The sequence below is a fragment of the Gordonia sp. NPDC003376 genome, assembly GCF_053589235.1.
The window spans coordinates 130,254-147,378 of record NZ_JBSFRM010000011.1; the positions used below are offsets into that span (position 1 = coordinate 130,254).

The 17,125-nt window shown below is 70.4% G+C and carries 16 protein-coding genes and 1 riboswitch; of the genes, 9 read left to right on the forward strand and 7 right to left on the reverse strand.

What is annotated here, in order from left to right; all coding sequences use genetic code 11:
- Positions 1-311: 311 nt before the first annotated feature.
- The gene (locus tag ACWDUA_RS13645) at positions 312-3,020 is read right to left on the reverse strand and encodes a sacsin N-terminal ATP-binding-like domain-containing protein (protein WP_449751588.1); all 2,709 of its coding nucleotides are present in this window, start codon (positions 3,018-3,020) and stop codon (positions 312-314) included.
- Positions 3,017-3,802, reverse strand: coding sequence for a DUF3027 domain-containing protein (locus ACWDUA_RS13650; protein WP_449751541.1), 786 nt, complete (start codon positions 3,800-3,802; stop codon positions 3,017-3,019). Before ACWDUA_RS13650 ends, ACWDUA_RS13645 begins: the two co-directional genes overlap by 4 nt.
- A 151-nt stretch (positions 3,803-3,953) precedes the next feature.
- Between ACWDUA_RS13650 and ACWDUA_RS13655 the strand changes: the two genes are divergently transcribed.
- Entirely contained in the window at positions 3,954-5,858 is a 1,905-nt protein-coding gene (locus ACWDUA_RS13655; protein ID WP_449751542.1) for an MFS transporter, read from the forward strand.
- Between the two features lie 6 nt (positions 5,859-5,864).
- Positions 5,865-6,404, forward strand: a complete 540-nt coding sequence (locus tag ACWDUA_RS13660) for a DUF2771 family protein (RefSeq protein ID WP_449751589.1) — start codon at positions 5,865-5,867, stop codon at positions 6,402-6,404.
- 33 nt (positions 6,405-6,437) lie between these two features.
- On the opposite strand, the gene ACWDUA_RS13665 is transcribed toward ACWDUA_RS13660, so the two are convergent.
- Positions 6,438-6,863 (reverse strand): cold-shock protein, encoded by a 426-nt coding sequence (locus ACWDUA_RS13665; RefSeq protein WP_449751590.1) that lies wholly within the window; start codon positions 6,861-6,863, stop codon positions 6,438-6,440.
- A gap of 204 nt (positions 6,864-7,067) precedes the next feature.
- Here ACWDUA_RS13665 and ACWDUA_RS13670 point away from each other — a divergent pair, with 204 nt between their 5' ends.
- The 5 genes from ACWDUA_RS13670 (at position 7,068) to ACWDUA_RS13690 (ending at position 10,260) form a co-directional block, all read left to right on the forward strand.
- A complete protein-coding gene (locus ACWDUA_RS13670) occupies positions 7,068-7,286 on the forward strand; it encodes a hypothetical protein (RefSeq protein ID WP_449751543.1) in 219 nt (72 codons plus the stop codon).
- The gene (locus ACWDUA_RS13675) at positions 7,283-7,828 is read left to right on the forward strand and encodes a flavin reductase family protein (protein WP_449751544.1); all 546 of its coding nucleotides are present in this window, start codon (positions 7,283-7,285) and stop codon (positions 7,826-7,828) included. The genes ACWDUA_RS13670 and ACWDUA_RS13675 overlap by 4 nt, the downstream gene beginning before the upstream one ends.
- The gene (moaA, locus tag ACWDUA_RS13680) at positions 7,825-8,928 is read left to right on the forward strand and encodes a GTP 3',8-cyclase MoaA (protein ID WP_449751545.1); all 1,104 of its coding nucleotides are present in this window, start codon (positions 7,825-7,827) and stop codon (positions 8,926-8,928) included. Before ACWDUA_RS13675 ends, moaA begins: the two co-directional genes overlap by 4 nt.
- A gap of 5 nt (positions 8,929-8,933) precedes the next feature.
- Complete coding sequence (locus tag ACWDUA_RS13685; RefSeq protein WP_449751546.1) at positions 8,934-9,182, forward strand: MoaD/ThiS family protein; 249 nt, start codon at positions 8,934-8,936, stop codon at positions 9,180-9,182.
- 263 nt (positions 9,183-9,445) lie between these two features.
- Positions 9,446-9,611: riboswitch (cyclic di-AMP (ydaO/yuaA leader) on the forward strand.
- 10 nt (positions 9,612-9,621) lie between these two features.
- Positions 9,622-10,260 carry a transglycosylase family protein gene (locus ACWDUA_RS13690; RefSeq protein ID WP_449751547.1) on the forward strand — a complete coding sequence of 213 codons (639 nt, stop codon included), beginning with the start codon at positions 9,622-9,624 and terminating at the stop codon, positions 10,258-10,260.
- Between the two features lie 114 nt (positions 10,261-10,374).
- Here the strand turns inward: ACWDUA_RS13690 and ACWDUA_RS13695 are convergent, their stop codons facing one another.
- The 4 genes from ACWDUA_RS13695 to ACWDUA_RS13710 are packed head-to-tail and all read right to left on the reverse strand — an operon-like array spanning position 10,375 to position 11,998.
- Entirely contained in the window at positions 10,375-10,824 is a 450-nt protein-coding gene (locus tag ACWDUA_RS13695) for a molybdenum cofactor biosynthesis protein MoaE (protein ID WP_449751548.1), read from the reverse strand.
- Positions 10,821-11,303: a MogA/MoaB family molybdenum cofactor biosynthesis protein gene (locus tag ACWDUA_RS13700; protein ID WP_449751549.1), complete on the reverse strand. Its 483-nt coding sequence runs from the start codon at positions 11,301-11,303 to the stop codon at positions 10,821-10,823. The genes ACWDUA_RS13695 and ACWDUA_RS13700 overlap by 4 nt, the downstream gene beginning before the upstream one ends.
- Positions 11,300-11,791 (reverse strand): cyclic pyranopterin monophosphate synthase MoaC, encoded by a 492-nt coding sequence (gene moaC, locus ACWDUA_RS13705; RefSeq protein ID WP_449751550.1) that lies wholly within the window; start codon positions 11,789-11,791, stop codon positions 11,300-11,302. The genes ACWDUA_RS13700 and moaC overlap by 4 nt, the downstream gene beginning before the upstream one ends.
- 3 nt (positions 11,792-11,794) lie before the next feature.
- Positions 11,795-11,998, reverse strand: coding sequence for a hypothetical protein (locus ACWDUA_RS13710; protein WP_449751591.1), 204 nt, complete (start codon positions 11,996-11,998; stop codon positions 11,795-11,797).
- 131 nt (positions 11,999-12,129) lie between these two features.
- Here ACWDUA_RS13710 and ACWDUA_RS13715 point away from each other — a divergent pair, with 131 nt between their 5' ends.
- Both ACWDUA_RS13715 and ACWDUA_RS13720 read left to right on the forward strand, forming a co-directional pair.
- A complete protein-coding gene (locus tag ACWDUA_RS13715; RefSeq protein WP_449751551.1) occupies positions 12,130-14,607 on the forward strand; it encodes a protein kinase domain-containing protein in 2,478 nt (825 codons plus the stop codon).
- Positions 14,608-14,659: 52 nt separating this feature from the next.
- Positions 14,660-17,005 carry a helicase-associated domain-containing protein gene (locus ACWDUA_RS13720; protein WP_449751552.1) on the forward strand — a complete coding sequence of 782 codons (2,346 nt, stop codon included), beginning with the start codon at positions 14,660-14,662 and terminating at the stop codon, positions 17,003-17,005.
- The last annotated feature ends 120 nt before the right edge of the window (positions 17,006-17,125 follow it).

The following is a 17,125-nucleotide window of genomic DNA, read 5'->3' on the forward strand; positions in this document are numbered from 1 at the left end:
CCACCGGCCGACGTCGACAACGCCCGACAAGGGTCGCCATACTCAACCACGAAGCGCCACTCGATGGTTGAGCCGACGAGAAGCGCAGCGACAAGACAAGTCGAAACCCCCACCGGCCGAACTCGGCAACGCAACCACCCCCGAAAGTGGCCACCACCCGCACACACGCCACCGAGATTTCGACACGGGTCCTCGCCCTTCCGGCTCGGTCCCGGCTCAATCAGCGATCGAGCTCCCGGCTCAATCAGCCACTGGCCGTTGATGGTTGATACCTCGGCCACACAATCCACCCAGCGGCGACCACCACAGACCTATCCGCGGTGGGTGACGCCCCGGTCGTCGACCCACCAGTCGACGCGTTGCTCCCGACGGGAACCGTTGCGTTCGAAGCAGACCCAGAGTTCGTCGTGTACGCGCATGGGGCCCGCGACCGCGCCGGCGGCGGCCGACCAGCGCACGGCCTCCGCCGACGTCGTCTCGACCGGCCGTCCCTCGCCTCCGAGGATCACCGCGAATTCCTCTCCGGCGGTGGGCAGGTCGAGGATCTCGGCGAGCATCGCCGCGTCGGCAGCGGCGATCGGCAGTCCGGCGATGACGGCCTCGGCGTCGTCGAGGACCTGCAGCCACCACGGTGCGTCGACCACCACGGCGTCGTCGGCGACACCTCCGGACAGCGTACGGACCGCCTGCGGCACGTCGATGTCCGCCGGATCGAGCGCACCGGATCGGCAGGCGGCGACGATCGCGGCGTGGATGCCGACCGCCACTCCGGGGGTGACGTCGCGGCCGGCCTCACCGAGTCGCGCCAGCAGCACCGAGGCATCGGTCGCCGACTCCGGGGGCAGTGCCCCGAGCGCGGTGGCGAGGTCGTCGGCGTGCGGGTGGTCGAGGGGATCGAGCACACCGGCCAGGCCTGCGTCCGACGGTGCGCGGAACTCGCCGAGGAGCGATCCATCGACCTCGGCGAAGTGCCGTAGCCACCACGGCGTGTAGTCGGCCCGGTCGGTGAAGGCGGCCGCGAGTCGCTCGTCGGTGGCCATCAGGGTCAGCGCCGTCGCCCACCGATCGGGGTCGACGAGGTCGAGATCCCGGATGGCACAGAGTGTTTCCGGAGTGTCGGGCAGCGACTCCCACCATTGCTCTTCGTCGGGGAGTTCGTGCTCGGGGCCGACGGGCAGGTCGTCGCGGACGAGGGAGAATCCCCATCCGACGCCGAGACGACGCAGCACCTGTGCCCCCACCTGCTCGACCAGCTGCGGGTCGACGATCCCGAACGGGTGATCGTCGACGAGCACGGTCAGCAACGGGGACTCGGCGAGCAACAGTTCGTCGGCACTGCAGAGGCCGCCGTCGGAGTCGGGAATCGGCAGGCGTGCGAGCCAGCCCGGAACCGGGGCGTCGGGGTCGGCGGCGAGCAGCATGAGGACTTCCTCGGCGAGATCCTCGGCCTCGTCGTCGACGAGGGACTGCAGGACCGGATCGGCCAGGGCCTCGGCCGGCGACAGCGTCTGCACGCCCAGCCGTTCCAGGAGCGGGTGATCGGCGGCAGGGTCGACGATGGGCACCCACCGCAACGGGATGCGCACATCGACCGTGGTGGTGAACAGGCCCCGGGCACCGACGTGCATCCGAGAATCCGACCGCGGGATCGGCAGTGCGGCAAGTTCTTCGACGTCGGCACCAGTGGCAACCAAGGGCGCAAGTGCCTCGTAGAGGCGATGCCACCACTGCGCGTCGCGTTCCACCCCGGCCAGCCGCTCGGCGACGGTGGCCAGTCCGATCCGGTCCACCCCGAGCAGCTCGAGAACCGGAAGATGTTGCGCCAGTGACAGATCTGGATGGACGAGATCGGCGAACACCTCACCGAGCACCTCGGCGAGGGCGTCGGTCAGCCCGATCAGCACCACCGCTCTGGTGGGGATCAGATCGGCGTCGTCGGCGCCGGGGAGCCAGCCGGTGGTGCGCAGCGTGGCGAGCACGGCCTCGATCATCCGGGTGTCGTCACCGCCGCGCGCGCGATAGGGCAAGGGCACCAACGACAGTCGGTCCACCGGATCGACCAGTCGCAGGATCTCGGGGTACCCGGCGGCGGCGTCGACGATGTCGGCCGACGGATGCAGGTGGCGACGGTCGGCGGTCAGCGGGGCGTCGGTGTAGAGCCGGCACGGCAACGACATCGGGATGTCGGTGGGCGTCGGAGCCCACAGCACATCTCGGTCGCCGACGCCGACGCCACCCGCTCGCCGCTCCACCAGCCACCGGCTTCCGCCGTGTGTCGCGACCGAGAACTCCCGCCGTCCACCGCCGGACTCCTCGACGGCGATCCGGTCGTCGCCGCGCTCCACGGTGAACGTCGTGTCCCCCACGTCGATCCGCGACAGTGCCGGCAACGCCAGCAAGAGGTCCACGGCCTGCTCGGCGGCCACGGTCGGCAAGCCACACACATCGGTGTCCGGCCGCGGCGACAGGACGATCTCGGTGGCGAAGCCGGCCCGGGGTGCCGCATCGAGCGGCCAGGCCAGACGCAGCAGCGGCACCGTGTGATCCGACTGTGCGACGGCATCGATCCCGGCCTGCTCCAGTGCGGCCCGGGTCTCGTCCCGGTCGAAGACGATCGATCCGGTCACCGAACGGATCTCGACCCGATCGGCGACGGTGGCAGTGGCCGAGAACCCGACCCCGAACCGGCCGACCACACCATCGGCACCCGCGGGGTCCTTGGCCGACACCCGCAACGCGGTCAGCGAGCGGACACCCGACTCGGTCAGGGGCGCACCGGTGTTCGCGATGTGCAGCGTGGGGCCGTCGGCCCAGATCGCGACGTGCCCGGCCACCCCGCCCAGATGGGCGGCGTCAGCGGCATTGGTGACCAGTTCCACCACGAGCCGATCGCGGTACCCGATGGTCGCCAGGTCCGCCTCCGCGGCGGCGTCCTCGGCCAGGCGGGTCGGCGAGTCACGCCAGGCCGCGACGGTGGCCTCCCGCAGGGTGGCCGCGCCGAACCGATCGGGAGCGGTCAGGACCGGCCGTCCGTGTCGTCGGCACCGGCACCGGCCGGCACCGCGACGACCTCGAGCACACCGTCGTCGAAGGCGTCGAAGGCCGGGGAGCCCTCCCCCTTGGGCGCGACCATGTCGGAGTGCGCACCGCAGCCGTATGCGGCGGAGACGACGTGGGCGTCGGCGGCGAACTCGTTGGCACACGCGCCGAACGCCACGCGTAGCGCTCCCGACAGCGGGATGTAGAAACCACAGGTACAGCACGGGAACTGGGCGGCCTGCGCCATTTCCGACCCCGGTCCGAAGTCGCCGTCGTACCAGCGCTGCGCGGCCTCGTCGCGTCCCTCATGGCTGAGCAGCCGCTTGCGACCGAGGCCGAGCTCACCGGAGATCTGCGCGATGTCGTCGGTGTCGGCCATGAACTCGTCGCCGGTGTCGATCTGGTTCGGGACCAGACGCGCGTCGTCGGGATCGGCGGCCAGGACGTCACCCGCCGACAGATCGCCGGGGGCGACCCGATCCGACCACGGCACCCACGACGGCGACAGCAGCGCGCCGTCACCGGGCAGCAGGACCACCTCGGAGACGGTCACCTCGGCGCTGCCCGGGGCGCCGGCCACCACCACACACCACTGCCATCCGCGGTAGCCGGTCAGATCGGCATCGAAGTAGTGGGCGGCGGCCCACTCACCCTCCGCGACGGCGTGACGATGCTCACCCGGACGGTGTCCGTCCTCGATGAGCGCAGCACGGGCACTATCGACGGCATCGAGCAACCGCGGCCCGTCCACAACTCCAGTCACCTTTCCAGTGTGCAACATCGCCGAAACCGCGCGCACACCTGGTGCCGGGAGCTTCCGGTCCCCGCAGGCCACCCCGGCGCAGGGGTGCATGCGACACATCGCCGATGACCTCATCCGCCACGCCCGTCGCCGGATAGGGAACAATTGACCCGTGACCGGATGGAAGCCGCAGGACCGCGCCGACACGCACGCCGGGGCCACCGACCCCCGTGCGGACGGGCGTACCCGACGCAACCCGGTCGACCATCCCGGCGCCGCGAACTACCCGGTCGACGGCCGACGCCGACGCCCGCAGCCGGGCCGCAATCCGGCGGGTGGCGGTGCCTCGGGCGGCAACAATCCGCCCGGCGGCAATCGCGGCGATGCCTATCTGCCGCCGCGAACGCACAACCCGCACCTGCCACCCCTCGACGACCCGCCGGCCCCACCGCGATCGTCGGACACCAGGGCACTGCCCACCGACCCCGAGCAGCCGAGGCTGCCCAAGAAGATCACCGTCGCCCGTGTGGCGGCGATGCGGTCGAGACAACTCACCGCCGCCGGGATCGGCAAGATCCATCAGGCCGCGACCGCCGACGGCGCCGACCAGTCGGGTCTGACCGCGCTGACCCTGCCGGTGATCGCGAACTTCACCGTCGACGCCGCGATGGCCGTCGCCCTGGCCAACACCCTGTTCTTCTCGGCGGCCACCGCCGAGTCCAAGGTGAGCGTGGCCCTGTACCTGGCGCTGACCATCGCCCCGTTCGCACTGATCGCCCCGCTGATCGGTCCGCTCCTCGACCGGCTACAGCATGGGCGGCGGGTGGCGATGGCGGTCACCTTCGGTGCCCGTGTGGTGCTGGCGCTGCTGATCATGGCGAATGTCTCGTGGGATTCGGCCGCACAGCAACTCAACTACGACCCGTGGGTGCTCTACCCGTGCGCGCTGGGGCTGATGGTGCTGTCCAAGTCGTTCGGCGTGCTGAAGTCGGCGGTGACCCCCCGCGTGGTGCCGCCATCCATCGACCTGCCCCGGGTGAACTCCCGGCTGACCACGTTCGGCCTGATCGGCGGCACCATCCTCGGTGGCGCCGTTGCCGCGCTGTTCGAGTTGTTGCTGGCCAAGGTGCTGCCCTTCCACCTGCCGGGTGCGATGGTGTGGCTGGCGATCGTCGCGGCCGTCGGCGCCTACCTGTGCATGCGGATCCCGGCGTGGGTGGAGGTCACCGAGGGTGAGGTGCCCACCACCATCACCTACCACGGTCCGGCGACCGCCGAGCCCCCGCGTCCCGGCCGTGAGGGCCGCGGTGGCATGCGTGACAGCGCCAAGGTACTCGCCGCGACGATGCGGCGACCGCTGGGACGACGGGTCGTCGCCGGCCTGTGGGGCAACGGCACCATCCGCATCCTCACCGGGTTCCTGACCCTCTACATCGCCTTCTACGCCAAGGCGCAGGAGGGCACCCACTCCGACTGGAAGCAGTTGGCGATGCTGGGGGCGGTCGGCGCGGCCGCAGGCGTCGGCAACATGATCGGCAACGGCGTCGGCACCCGCCTGGAGCTGAAGAACCCGCAGAAGATCGTCCTGTACTCGACCACCGCATGCTTCGTGTTCGCCGTACTGACCGCGGTCTTCGGCAACATGCTGATGGCGACGCTCACCGCACTCGTCGCCTCCGGGACCAGCGCGATCGGCAAGGTGTGCCTCGATTCGTCCATCCAGGACGACCTGCCCGAGGAGTCGCGCGCGTCGGCGTTCGGCCGGTCGGAGACCGTCCTGCAGCTGTGCTGGGTGACCGGTGCGGCGCTCGGCGTGCTGCTGCCCACCACCTTGTGGATCGGGTTCGCCGTGGTCGCGGCGTTCCTCGGCGTCGGCCTGACCCAGACCGTGCTGACCGTGCGCGGCCATTCACTCGTCCCCGGCCTCGGCGGCCACCGCCCCGATCAGACCGCCCCGACCACCCCGTTCGAGGCGGCACCGACCACCCACTACAGCCATCCGACGACGCGGCACACGCCGCCGCGTCGTCGACCCGGACCGGGCGACGAGCCCACCAAGCGGATGGGATATCACTAGACCGTGATGAATTCCGGCGAGAAGAAGGCCGTCGCGATCATCGCGCTGGTCGCGATCGTGTTCGTTGCCGTCGTGGGCAGCGCGGTCGGCGTGCTGGTGGCCACCGACCAGTCCAAGGACGAGGATGCCGTGTACCTGCATCTCTCGGTCGGCGACCAGCTGCACACCATCGAGCCCGTCCGCTGGTGTGATGTGTTCCTCACCGAGTGCTCACCGCCGGCAACCCAGCCGCAGCGGGAGACGCCACACGTCCCGGTGCCGACCGGAACGTCGGTGCTGCTGTCGGTGCCGTCGGAGATCGCATCGGGCCCCTGGAACCTGATCGCGCTGTATGCGACGCCGAAGGGCGTCTACGAGGATTCCCGCATCCTGCAGTCGGGCACCACGTTCACGGTGAAGCTGGACTCGCAGCCCGACCGGGTGCTGATCGGCGTCACCGTGATCGTGCCGTCCGCGGTGGTCAACGCCGACGGCACGATCGACACCGCACGCGGCCAGCTGACCGTCCAGACCGCGCCGGAGGGGTTCGCCGTACCGGCGATGTGACCCGTTCCGACGGTGCGATCGGCGATCAGATGGTCAGTGATCGAGTTCGCGGGCGACCGCCCGGACCACCTCGGAGATCCGCTGCGCGGTCTTGCGATCCGGGTAGCGGCCCTGACGCAGGTCGGGCTGCACCTTGCTCTCGAGCAGGGTGATCAGGTCGGCGACCATGCCGTGCAGTTCGTCCGGGCTGTGCCGCTTGACGTCCTTGCGGGCGGCTTCCCGTGCCGCCTCGCGGGCATTCTTGGCGACGCTCGGCGCCGGCTCGAGCACGCTCACGCGCAGCGCCTGCGGCCCCCGGCGACCGGCGGCCATGTCGAACTCCACCCGCTGCCCCGGCTTGAGGGCCGCGACGCCCTCGGGAAGGGCCGACGCTCGGACGTACACGTCCTCGCCGCCCTCCTGAGCGAGAAAACCGAAGCCCTTGTCGGCGTCGTACCACTTCACCCTGCCCGTCGGCACTGCGCTCACCCTCACTGAAAGTCGATCGGTCACAACAGAAAAGGCGCCCGGTCGCACACAGAACGATGAGCAACAGGCGCCTGGTCGTGACCATCCTAACCAACCGCCGCCGACCGGGTCACGCCCATTACCGTCCGCCGCAGCACCGCCGCGGTCCGCGGGCGGTGTCTCGGTGTTCTACCGTGGATGACATGGAGTTCTACCGTGGGTGATGTGGAGAAGGGGCGATCATCGCGGCTGTTGCCGGTGGCGATCGTCGTGTTCGTGATCGGGCTGATCGCGCTCATCGCACTGTTCGTGACGCCGGCGGTCGCCGACGGCGAGACGGCACCGACCGCGGTCTACCTGCTGGCGCTGTGTGCGCCGCTCGGATTCCTGCTGGCCATCGCCGCCGCCCTGCGCACCGGACGCCGGGCACGGTGACCGCCCCGCCCGGCGAGTTCTCCGCGGTCACCGACCCCGGGGCGCTGAAGCAGGCCTTCGGCTGCTTCCCGTCGGGGGTCGTCGCGGTGTGCAGCCACGCGGGCGGACCCGGTGACCCGGAACCGATCGGGATGGCAGCCAGCTCGTTCACCTCGGTGTCGATGGACCCGCCGCTGGTCAGCGTGTGTGTCCAGAACAGCTCGACCACCTGGCCGCGGTTGCGGGCGTCGCGGACGCTGGGCGTCAGTGTGTTCTCCGCCGACCAGTCCGACCTGTGCCGGCAGATGGCCGGGCCTGCCGAGCACCGGTTCGACGGGATCGACCCGTTCGGCCCGGATATCGCCGCCGGGGCCGGCGTCGACGAGGAGGCACTGTTCGTGCCGCAGGCGACCGCACACCTGTTGTGCACCGTCGAGCAGGAGGTCCCGGCCGGCGATCACGTCCTGGTGCTGCTGCGGATCGAGGCGTTGCGCTCGGATCCGGACATCGAACCCCTGGTCTTTCACGCCAGCGGCTTCCGCTCCCTCGAGGCCCGACGATGACCACTGTCGACCTGGGCCTCCCCCTCCCCACGCGCACACCCGATCCGGGTGACCCCGACACCGCACCCGCGGGTCCGGACCACCGGCTCTGGGACACCCACGGCCGGATCGCGACCGATCTGCGTGTCTCGGTGACCGACCGCTGCAACCTCCGCTGCCGGTACTGCATGCCCGCCGAAGGCCTCGACTGGCTGCCCGGCGACGACCTGTTGACCACCACCGAGTTCATCCGCGTGCTCACCGTCGCGGTGCGTGACCTGGGGGTGCGTTCGATCCGCTTCACCGGCGGCGAACCACTGCTGCGTCGCGACCTCGAGGAGATCGTCGCCGCGGTGGCCGGCCTCGACGAACGTCCCGACATCGCCATGACCACCAATGGTCTCGGACTGACACGGCGCATCGGCGGACTCGTCGAGGCCGGGCTGGCGCGGGTGAACATCTCGCTCGACACCGTCGACGCCGCCCGGTTCGCCGAGATCACCCGCCGCGATCGGCTCGGTGACGTGCTCGACGGGCTGGCCGCCGCGCGGGTCGCCGGTCTGCACCCGGTGAAGGTCAATGCGGTCCTACCGGATCGGACGGATCTGACCCGACTACCCGATCTGCTCCGGTTCTGCCTGGACCACGGCTATCAGCTGCGGGTGATCGAGCAGATGCCGCTCGACGCAGGCCGCGACTGGGACCGCGCGTCGATGGTGACCGCCGACGAGATCCTGACGACGTTGCAGAGCGCCTTCGACCTACGGCCGGATCCCACACCGCGCGGGGCGGCACCGGCACAGACGTGGCTGGTCGACGGGTACACCGACCCCCGCGGTGAGTCGGCCCGGGTCGGTGTCATCGCCTCGGTCACCCGACCGTTCTGCGGGGACTGTGACCGCACTCGCCTGACCGCCGACGGCGCCTTGCGAAACTGCCTGTTCGCGACGTCGGAGACGTCGCTGCTGCCTGCGCTGCGCAGCGGGCCGCTGTCGGCGGACACCGACGCGGCCATCGCCCGGCTCTGGCGCGGCAACGCCTGGGCGAAGGGTCCCGGTCACGGGGTCAACAGTGCCGGTTTCCACCAGCCCGACCGGCCGATGTCGGCGATCGGCGGCTGAGGCGGATGCAGGTGACCGTCCGATTCTTCGCTGCCGCGCGTGCGGCGGCCGGTGTCGACGAGGCCGTCGTCGACGTCGCCGACTCGATCACCCTCGGTGAGTTGGAACACACTCTGGCCGACGGCAATCCGGCACTCGCGCGGGTTCTCGAGCGGTGCTCCTACCTCCGCGACGAGACCGCACTGTGCGACCGCACCCGCCGCCTGGCACCCGTCCGGGTCCTCGACGTCCTCCCGCCGTTCGCCGGTGGCTGACCCGCAACCGAGCTGTGACCTTTCTCACATAACGGCACGATAACGGGATGGACACGAGACGACCATCATGCCCGTGAACTGCGGTGACACCGACATGGGGCCGAAAGTCCCGGTGGGAGACACGAAAAGCGTTGTGCGATGGGGTGTGAATCCTCCACCCGAACGACGTAGGGTTCGTGACGACCTACTTCGGAAGGTCACAGCCAGACCAACACATCCATAACGTTCCACCGGACGCGCCGAGCCTCGTTCCACCGGTGGGATGACGAGAAACATCTGGGAACGAGGACGGGGGACCCACCTTCCCACCCGGGAACCGGACGTCGACCGACGTCCTTGGGGTTAAGTCCCCGGCCACACCGGCCGGAGCGACCGAGCACCTCTCGCTCGAACCCGACAGCTGACTTCGCAGGCGCGTGGAGAGAGGGAACGAACACATATGTCCGGACGTCACCGCAAGCCGACGACCTCCACGACCACCAAGACCTTCGCCAAGGTCGCGCTGACCGGCGCCGTCCTCGGCGGTGGCGCCGCCCTGCTGGGCACGGGCTCCGCCCAGGCCGCCACCGACTCCGAGTGGAACCAGGTCGCCCAGTGTGAGTCGGGCGGCAACTGGGCCATCAACACCGGCAACGGCTACCAGGGCGGCCTGCAGTTCAGCCCGAGCACCTGGGCCGCACACGGTGGCGGCGAGTTCGCCCCGAGCGCCAACCAGGCCACGCGTGAGCAGCAGATCGTCGTCGCCGAGCGCGTCCTGGCCTCGCAGGGCAAGGGTGCCTGGCCGAGCTGCGGTGGCCCGCTCTCGGGTGCCACCCCGCGCACCGCCCCCGCCGACACCACCCCGCTGCGCAAGGCCGCCCCGACCCCGGCGCCCGCCGCCCCGCAGCAGCCTGCCACCAATCTCGAGCAGACCCCGGATGCCACCAGCACCCAGGAAGCGCTCGATCAGCTCGACGAGGCCGGCGTCAGCCCGGAGGTCAAGGGCCTGCTCAACGCCGCCAAGAACAGCGGCTACCAGCTCACCCCGGACCAGCTGCGCCTGTTCAACGACAACAAGGGCCTGATCCCGCTCCCCTGAGCGCCCCAGACGAAGGGCCCCGCACGATGCATCACGCCGTGCGGGGCCCTTTTCCACTTCCGGAGTCGGTGCCGACAAACGGTCACGTCAGGCGGAGCCGACCCATTCATCACGTCAGGCGGAGCCGACCCATTCATCCCTGCCGTCGTCGAAGAACTGGTGTTTCCACACCGGTAGTCGTGCCTTGACCTCGTCCACCATCCGCGCGCAGGTCTCGAACGCCGGACCGCGGTGATCGGCGGCCACCGCGACGACGAAGGCGATGTCCCCGATCCGTAGATCGCCGACTCGGTGCGACACGGCCACCGCGCGCACGCCCGGTGCCGATGCCGCGACCTCGGCGACCACCTCGGCGAGCACGGCCGGTGCGGTCGGGTGTGCGGAGTACGACAGCAGGGTGACGCCTCGGCCACCGTCATGATCGCGGACGGCGCCGACGAATCCGACGACGGCGCCCGCGGCCCCACCGGCGGCCCGGGTCACGAGATCCTCGTGCGCGGCGAGGGTGATGGGGTCGGCGGCCAGTGCCGTGTGGACGACCTGCGCGGGGCGCTCACCGTTCACGGGTGGTCGCCGCCACGGATCTGGTCGAGGGTGTGGTCGAGGACTGTGTCGAGCACCGTCAACCCGTCGCGGACGCCGCCGGTGGAACCGGGGAGGTTGACCACGAGGGTGGTGCCGACGACGCCAGCGGTACCGCGGGACAGGATCGAGGTGGGGACGCCGGGTAGTCCGGAGCGTCGGATCGCATCGGCCAGGCCGGGGATCTCGATGTCGAGCAGTGTTCGTGTCTGCTCGGGGGTGCGGTCGGTGGGTGAGAGTCCGGTGCCCCCGGAGGTCACGATCAGGTCGGCGCCCGCGTAGACGCCGGCACGGATCGCCGCACCGACGGGGTCACCGTCGGCCACCACGTCCACCTCGTCGACGGTGAAGTCGCGGGCGGTGAGCCAGTCGACGATGATCGGGCCGGACCGGTCCCTGTAGACCCCAGTGCTCGCCCTGGTCGACGCCACGATCACCCGCGCCGAACGTGAGGGGGTCACCGTTCCGGATCCTCGTCGCGAATCCAGTGACCCGATCGCCCACCGGATTTCTCCAGGAGCCGGACGCCGTCCATGCTGGCGCGACGGTCGACCGCCTTGACCATGTCGTGCAGGGTGAGCCCGGCCACCGACACCGCGGTGAGTGCCTCCATCTCGACCCCGGTCTGTCCGGCGGTGGTGACCGTCGCGGTCACGTCGATGCTGTCGGCGCCGACCTCGAAGTCGACGTCGACCGATGCGAGGGACAGCTGATGACACAAGGGGATGAGCGCATCGGTGCGCTTGGCGGCCATGATCCCGGCGATGCGGGCAGTGGCCAGGACATCCCCCTTGGGAAGGGATGCGGAGGTGAGGAGTTCGATCACCCGGGCGGTGGTCCGAAAGGTGCCGGAGGCGACCGCACGGCGCCGGGTGACCGACTTGTCACCGACATCGACCATCCGGGCCGCGCCCGAGTCGTCGATGTGCGACAGCGATTCGCCGGTCACGGCTCAGCTGTTGATATCCGTCTTGGGGTTGATGTAGGGCACCTTGTCCGCAGGCAGCGGGAACTCGACATCCCCGAACGGGGACAGCGCCCCGGCGACGTGGGTCGCGAACTCCGAGACGGCGTGGTCGGGCACGTTGCCCTCGCCGTCCCTCGGCCAACCGTTGTCGATGTAGTGATTCTTCGAATTGCTCTCAGCCACGCGCATATTGTGCCATGCCTCGCACCTGCTGAGCAGGGCGACCACCCACCCTCCGTTCGAATGATATGGCGACAACCGTGTCGTCGGTGGCGGTAGGGTCACAATCCAACGGTCCGACGAGCATCGAAGGGGAAGACGTGCCACTGAGTCCAGGTTCACAGATCGCCGGCTATCGCGTGGTCTCACTGCTGGGTTCGGGCGGAATGGGCGAGGTATATCTCGTCGAGAATCCTCAGCTACTCCGCCGCGAGGCCCTCAAGGTCATCTCGCTCGCCGGAGCGCAGGATCCCGACTTCCAGCGCCGATTCACCAACGAGGCCCGGACCACCGCATCGCTGGATCACCCGAGCATCATCTCGATCCATCAGTACGGGATCACCGACGGCACCCCCTGGTTCACGATGAACTACCTGGAGGGCTCCGATCTCACCCACGGTCCGCTCGCCGCAGCGGACGTGGTGGCCGTGACCGAGCGGGTCGCCGACGCCCTCGACTACGCGCACCGGCGCCAGGTGATCCACCGGGATGTCAAGCCCGCCAACATCTTCGTCAGTCGTGACGCATCGGGTGGCGGTATCGATCGGGTCACCGTCCTCGACTTCGGCATCGCCAAGCTGGTCAACTCCACCTCATTGACCGCGACGAGTGCGTTCATCGGTACCCTCGCCTACTGCGCCCCCGAGGTGATCGAGGGACATGACGCCACAGCGATGAGTGATCAGTACTCGCTGGCGTGCACCGTCTTCCAGCTGTTCACCGGCCAGGCCCCGTTCACCACCACCACGCCGTCGGCGCTGGTGATGAGCCATCTGACCAAGCCGATCCCGTCACTGAGTTCGCTACGTCCCGATCTGGGCGCCTACGACCCGGTACTGGCCAAGGCGCTCGCGAAGAACCCGGCCGACCGCTATCCGGACTGCCGATCCTTCGCCGCCGCGCTCAAGTCGGCCGCCGACGGATCCGGGGAGGCGACGGTGATCGCACCCGCAGGTGGCCATCACCCGAACACCCCTACGCCGATCCCGGTCCCGCACGGCGGGCCGCCGAACCCGCCGTCGTACCCGAATGCCGGACAGCCGCACACCCCGTACCCCAATCCTCCGTCGTACCCCGGTTCACCGTCGTATCCCGATCCCGCGCAGCCGAATCCGGCCGCCTACCCCGGCTCACCGGGGTACCCGGGGACCCCGCCGCCGACGCCCTATCCGTCGCAGCCGGGGATCGCCTCGGGCCCGACGATGGCGAACGCCTCTGCAGTCCCGGGCAATCCGGCGACTGCGCCGCTGGGGGGCGGACAGCCGCCGACGTACCCGCCGTCGCAACCGAACTACCTCGCCGGCGGTGTGCCCGGCCAGCCGTTCGGGCAGCCGCAGCGCAAGAAGCGGACCGGCCTGATCGTCGGTGTGATCGCCGTCGCCGCGGTCGTGATCGTCGCGGCTGCGGTCGGAATCGCGTTCGCGGCAGGTGTCTTCAGCAGCAGCGACGACGGCGACGTCACCGCCGCACAGCCGTTCACCATGTCCGCGTACGGCAAGACCACCTGCACCCTGGAGGGCGGCAAGGCGTACTGCTGGGGCAAGAACGGTTCCGGCGAGCTGGGTAACGGTTCGACCACCGACAGCACCACCCCGGTCGCGGTCGGCGGACTGTCCGGCGTCACCGCGATCTCGGTGGGCGGTTACGCCGACAGCGACCGCAATTCGCGCACCACGGTCTGTGCCGTGGCCGGCGGCGAGGCCTACTGCTGGGGTAACGACCACTACGGGCAGGTCGGCGACGGCGCCACCGGCTCGGGCACCGACAAGACCTCACCCACCAAGATCCCGAATCTGACCGGTGTCACCTCGATCGCCACCGGGTACGGGTCGACCTGCGCGGTCACGAACGGCGACGTGATGTGTTGGGGTGACAACGACTCCGGGCAGCTCGGCCTGCCCGGCGTGGACGAGACCACCACCCCGACCAAGGTCGCGGGTCTGCCCGCGGCCACCGCGGTGACCACCGCACAGGGCACCACGTGTGCGATCGCCGAGGGCAAGGCCTACTGCTGGGGCAACAACGACAACGCCCAGATCGGCAACGGCTCGACCAGCCGCCAGGAGTCGCCGGTGCAGGTCGCGAACCTGACCGACGTGACCTCGCTGTCGGTCGGCACGTACACCAAGAACAACTCGGAGGACACGCCGACCGCTTTCGTCACGGTCTGTGCGACCGCCGGCGGCGGTGCCTACTGCTGGGGTGACAACGCCTACGGCCAGATCGGCGACGGCAGCACCCAACAGCGGTCGGTGCCGGCCAAGGCGACCGGCCTGTCCGGGGCGTCGGTGATCAGTACCGGCTGGGGCAGCACCTGTGCCGTCGCGAACGCGAAGGTGTGGTGCTGGGGCGACAACGACAACTCGCAGCTCGGCACCACCGGTGACGGCCGCCAGACCCCGGCCGAGGTCGCCGGTCTGACCGGACAGGCCGTGGCGGTCGAGACCGCGGGCGGCACCACGTGCTCGCGGACCGGTTCCGGCGAGGTGCACTGCTGGGGGCACAACGACGTCGGCCAGGTCGGCGACGGCAGCACCACCGACCGGTCGACGCCGGTCGCGGTGACCCTCCCCGCCTGATCACGGCTCGGCGGCCGCAGCGGCGCACCCGGCACTCAGTAGAATCGGTCGGATGAGTTCGGATACCCGCGCGGACGCACTGGCCGTGGATCTGGCGCGTCGCTCCGACGACGACCTCGCCGAACTCTTCGCGCTCCGGCCCGATCTCGCCGCACCCCCGCCGCAGGGCACCGGTGTCCTCGGCCAGCGGGCGCTGGCCGCCGCGTCCATCGCGCTGGCCGGGGAGTCGCTCGATCTGCTCGACGTGGCCGTGCTGGAACAGGCGATCGTGCTGAGTACGCCCCCGAAGCGGCGCAAGTCGCCGGTGCCGGTGACGGTGCCGGCGATCGTCGAAGCGCTGTCCGATCGCGCCGAGCCCACCGACCTCGCCGTCCGCGTCGACCATCTGCGGCGGCTGGCCCTGATCTGGGGTGACGACGACGCCCTGCACGTCGGGGCGCACACCGCGTCGGCGTTGCCGTGGCGGGCGCTGCACCTGACCGGTCCCCTCGCCCATCTCACCCCGGACGAGCTGCGGGCCCGGCTCGACGACCTCGACGAGCGGCGCGCCGACCTGCTCGCCACCCTGTCGCGCGGGCCGGCGCTGGGCCGCAGTCGCGACGCCGCCCCCGACGCGGATCCGGCCGCACCGGTGGCCCGGCTGATCGCCGACGGCCTGCTCGCCCGGATCGATCACCAGACCGTCGAGCTGCCGCCGCAGCTCGGGCAGATCCTGCGCGGCGAGCCACCCCCGCGCAGCGACGATCTGCACCAGCCGGTACCCGACGACGAGAACGCATCCCGCCGGTTCTCCGCCCGCGACATCGACGCGGCGGCCGGTGGTGAAGCGCTGGAACTGATCCGGCACACCGTCGCCCTGCTCCGGCTGCTGGGCACCGCCCCGGCCGCGGTGCTGCGGTCGGGTGCGCTCGGTGTGCGTGAGCTGCGCCGGCTGAGCAAGGCCACCGGACTCGACCAGCGGCGGGTGGCCCTGATCGTCGAGTTGCTGGCGCATGCCCGCCTGATCGACGCCGGTTTCCCCGATCCGCCGCCCGCGAACGACACCGGCGAGCATGCGTTCGCACCCACCACCCAGGCCGACGCCTGGATGCACCAGCCGCCGGAACGGCAATGGCTGACCCTCGGTCAGGCGTGGCTGTCGGTGCCGCGTCGGGCCTGGCAGGTGGGTGAGCCCGACCGCGACGGCACCACCATCCCGGCGTTGTCGGCGGAGAACCAGGACGCGCACGCCCCCGCCCAGCGGCACACCATCCTGGCCGCGCTGGCGGACACATCCCCCGGCACCCGGGTCTCGATCCCGGGGCTGGTGGCCGATCTGCATTGGCGCCACCCGCACGGGTTGCGGCGGATCACCACCCGCGTCGTCGACGAAACTCTGACCGAGGCAAGAGAACTCGGCATCGTTGCGCACTCGGCGCTGTCGTCGGTGGGGCGCGCGATCATCTCGTCCGAGCCCGTGGACGAGGATGCCGCGACACTCGCCGCGATGCGCAAGGCGTTGCCCGAGCCGGTCGACCACTTCCTCGCCCAGGCCGATCTCACCATCACCGTGCCGGGCCCGATGACCCCGGATCTCGCCGAGCAGGTGGAGCTGGTCGCCGACCTCGAATCCGGGGGTGCCGCATCGGTGTATCGCGTCACCGAGGACAGTGTGCGGCGCGCGCTCGACGCGGGCCGCTCCAGCAGTGAGTTGATCACCCTGTTCACCGCGCACTCCCGGACCCCGGTCCCCCAGTCGCTCACCTACCTGATCGAGGACGTGGCCCGCCGCCATGGTCAGCTGCGGGTGGGCCTGGCGTCGTCGTTCATCCGGTGCGAGGACGCCGCCACCCTGGCGGCGGTGCTGCGCAGCGACGCCGCCGACCACCTGGCGTTGCGGGCCCTGGCCCCCACGGTCGCGGTGTCGCCCAGCGAGATCCGCGAGGTGCTCGAGCAGTTGCGGGCCTCCGGTTTCGCACCGGCCGGGGAGGATTCGTCCGGCGAGCTGGTGGACATGCGCACCCGCGGCAGCCGGGTCGCGACCACTCGTGGACGCCGCACCGCGATCCCGCCGCGTCGGGCCGCCCTGAATCCCGACCAGGTCCGGGAGGTGGTGTCGCGGTTGCGTTCTCACGACAGGGCCATGTCGGCGAGACCTGCCCGGGAGAGGAAGGGCTCGACCACCCCGGTGCGAGCTGCGGGCAACGGTGAGACCACCACGGCCCTGATCCAGCTCGCATTGCGGGCCAATCGCCCGCTGCGCGTGGACTACGTCGACGCCCACGGCTCGGCGAGCCGCCACGTCGTCCACCCCCGCATCATGAGCGCAGGCCAGTTGATCGGTACCGAGGACGGGACCGACGACGAGCAACGCTTCTCCCTGCACCGCATCACGAGCGTGGAGTTGTTGAGCGAGTAGCCTCGTCGGCTCAACCGCCACCACCACAACCCCATTCGATCATTGCGCCGCACCTCGCCGATCCGATGGTTGAGCCGGGACCGAGCCGCCGACCACCCACCCCACAATCTCAACCACCAC

What these genes read in the sequence shown, in the direction of transcription:
- ACWDUA_RS13660 (WP_449751589.1), top strand. Translation starts at nt 5,865, where the DNA reads ATGAATTCCGGCGAGAAGAAGGCCGTCGCGATCATCGCGCTGGTCGCG.
- moaA (WP_449751545.1), top strand. Translation starts at nt 7,825, where the DNA reads ATGACCACTGTCGACCTGGGCCTCCCCCTCCCCACGCGCACACCCGAT.
- ACWDUA_RS13685 (WP_449751546.1), top strand. Translation starts at nt 8,934, where the DNA reads ATGCAGGTGACCGTCCGATTCTTCGCTGCCGCGCGTGCGGCGGCCGGT.
- ACWDUA_RS13690 (WP_449751547.1), top strand. Translation starts at nt 9,622, where the DNA reads ATGTCCGGACGTCACCGCAAGCCGACGACCTCCACGACCACCAAGACC.
- ACWDUA_RS13710 (WP_449751591.1), bottom strand. Translation starts at nt 11,998, where the DNA reads ATGCGCGTGGCTGAGAGCAATTCGAAGAATCACTACATCGACAACGGT.
- ACWDUA_RS13720 (WP_449751552.1), top strand. Translation starts at nt 14,660, where the DNA reads ATGAGTTCGGATACCCGCGCGGACGCACTGGCCGTGGATCTGGCGCGT.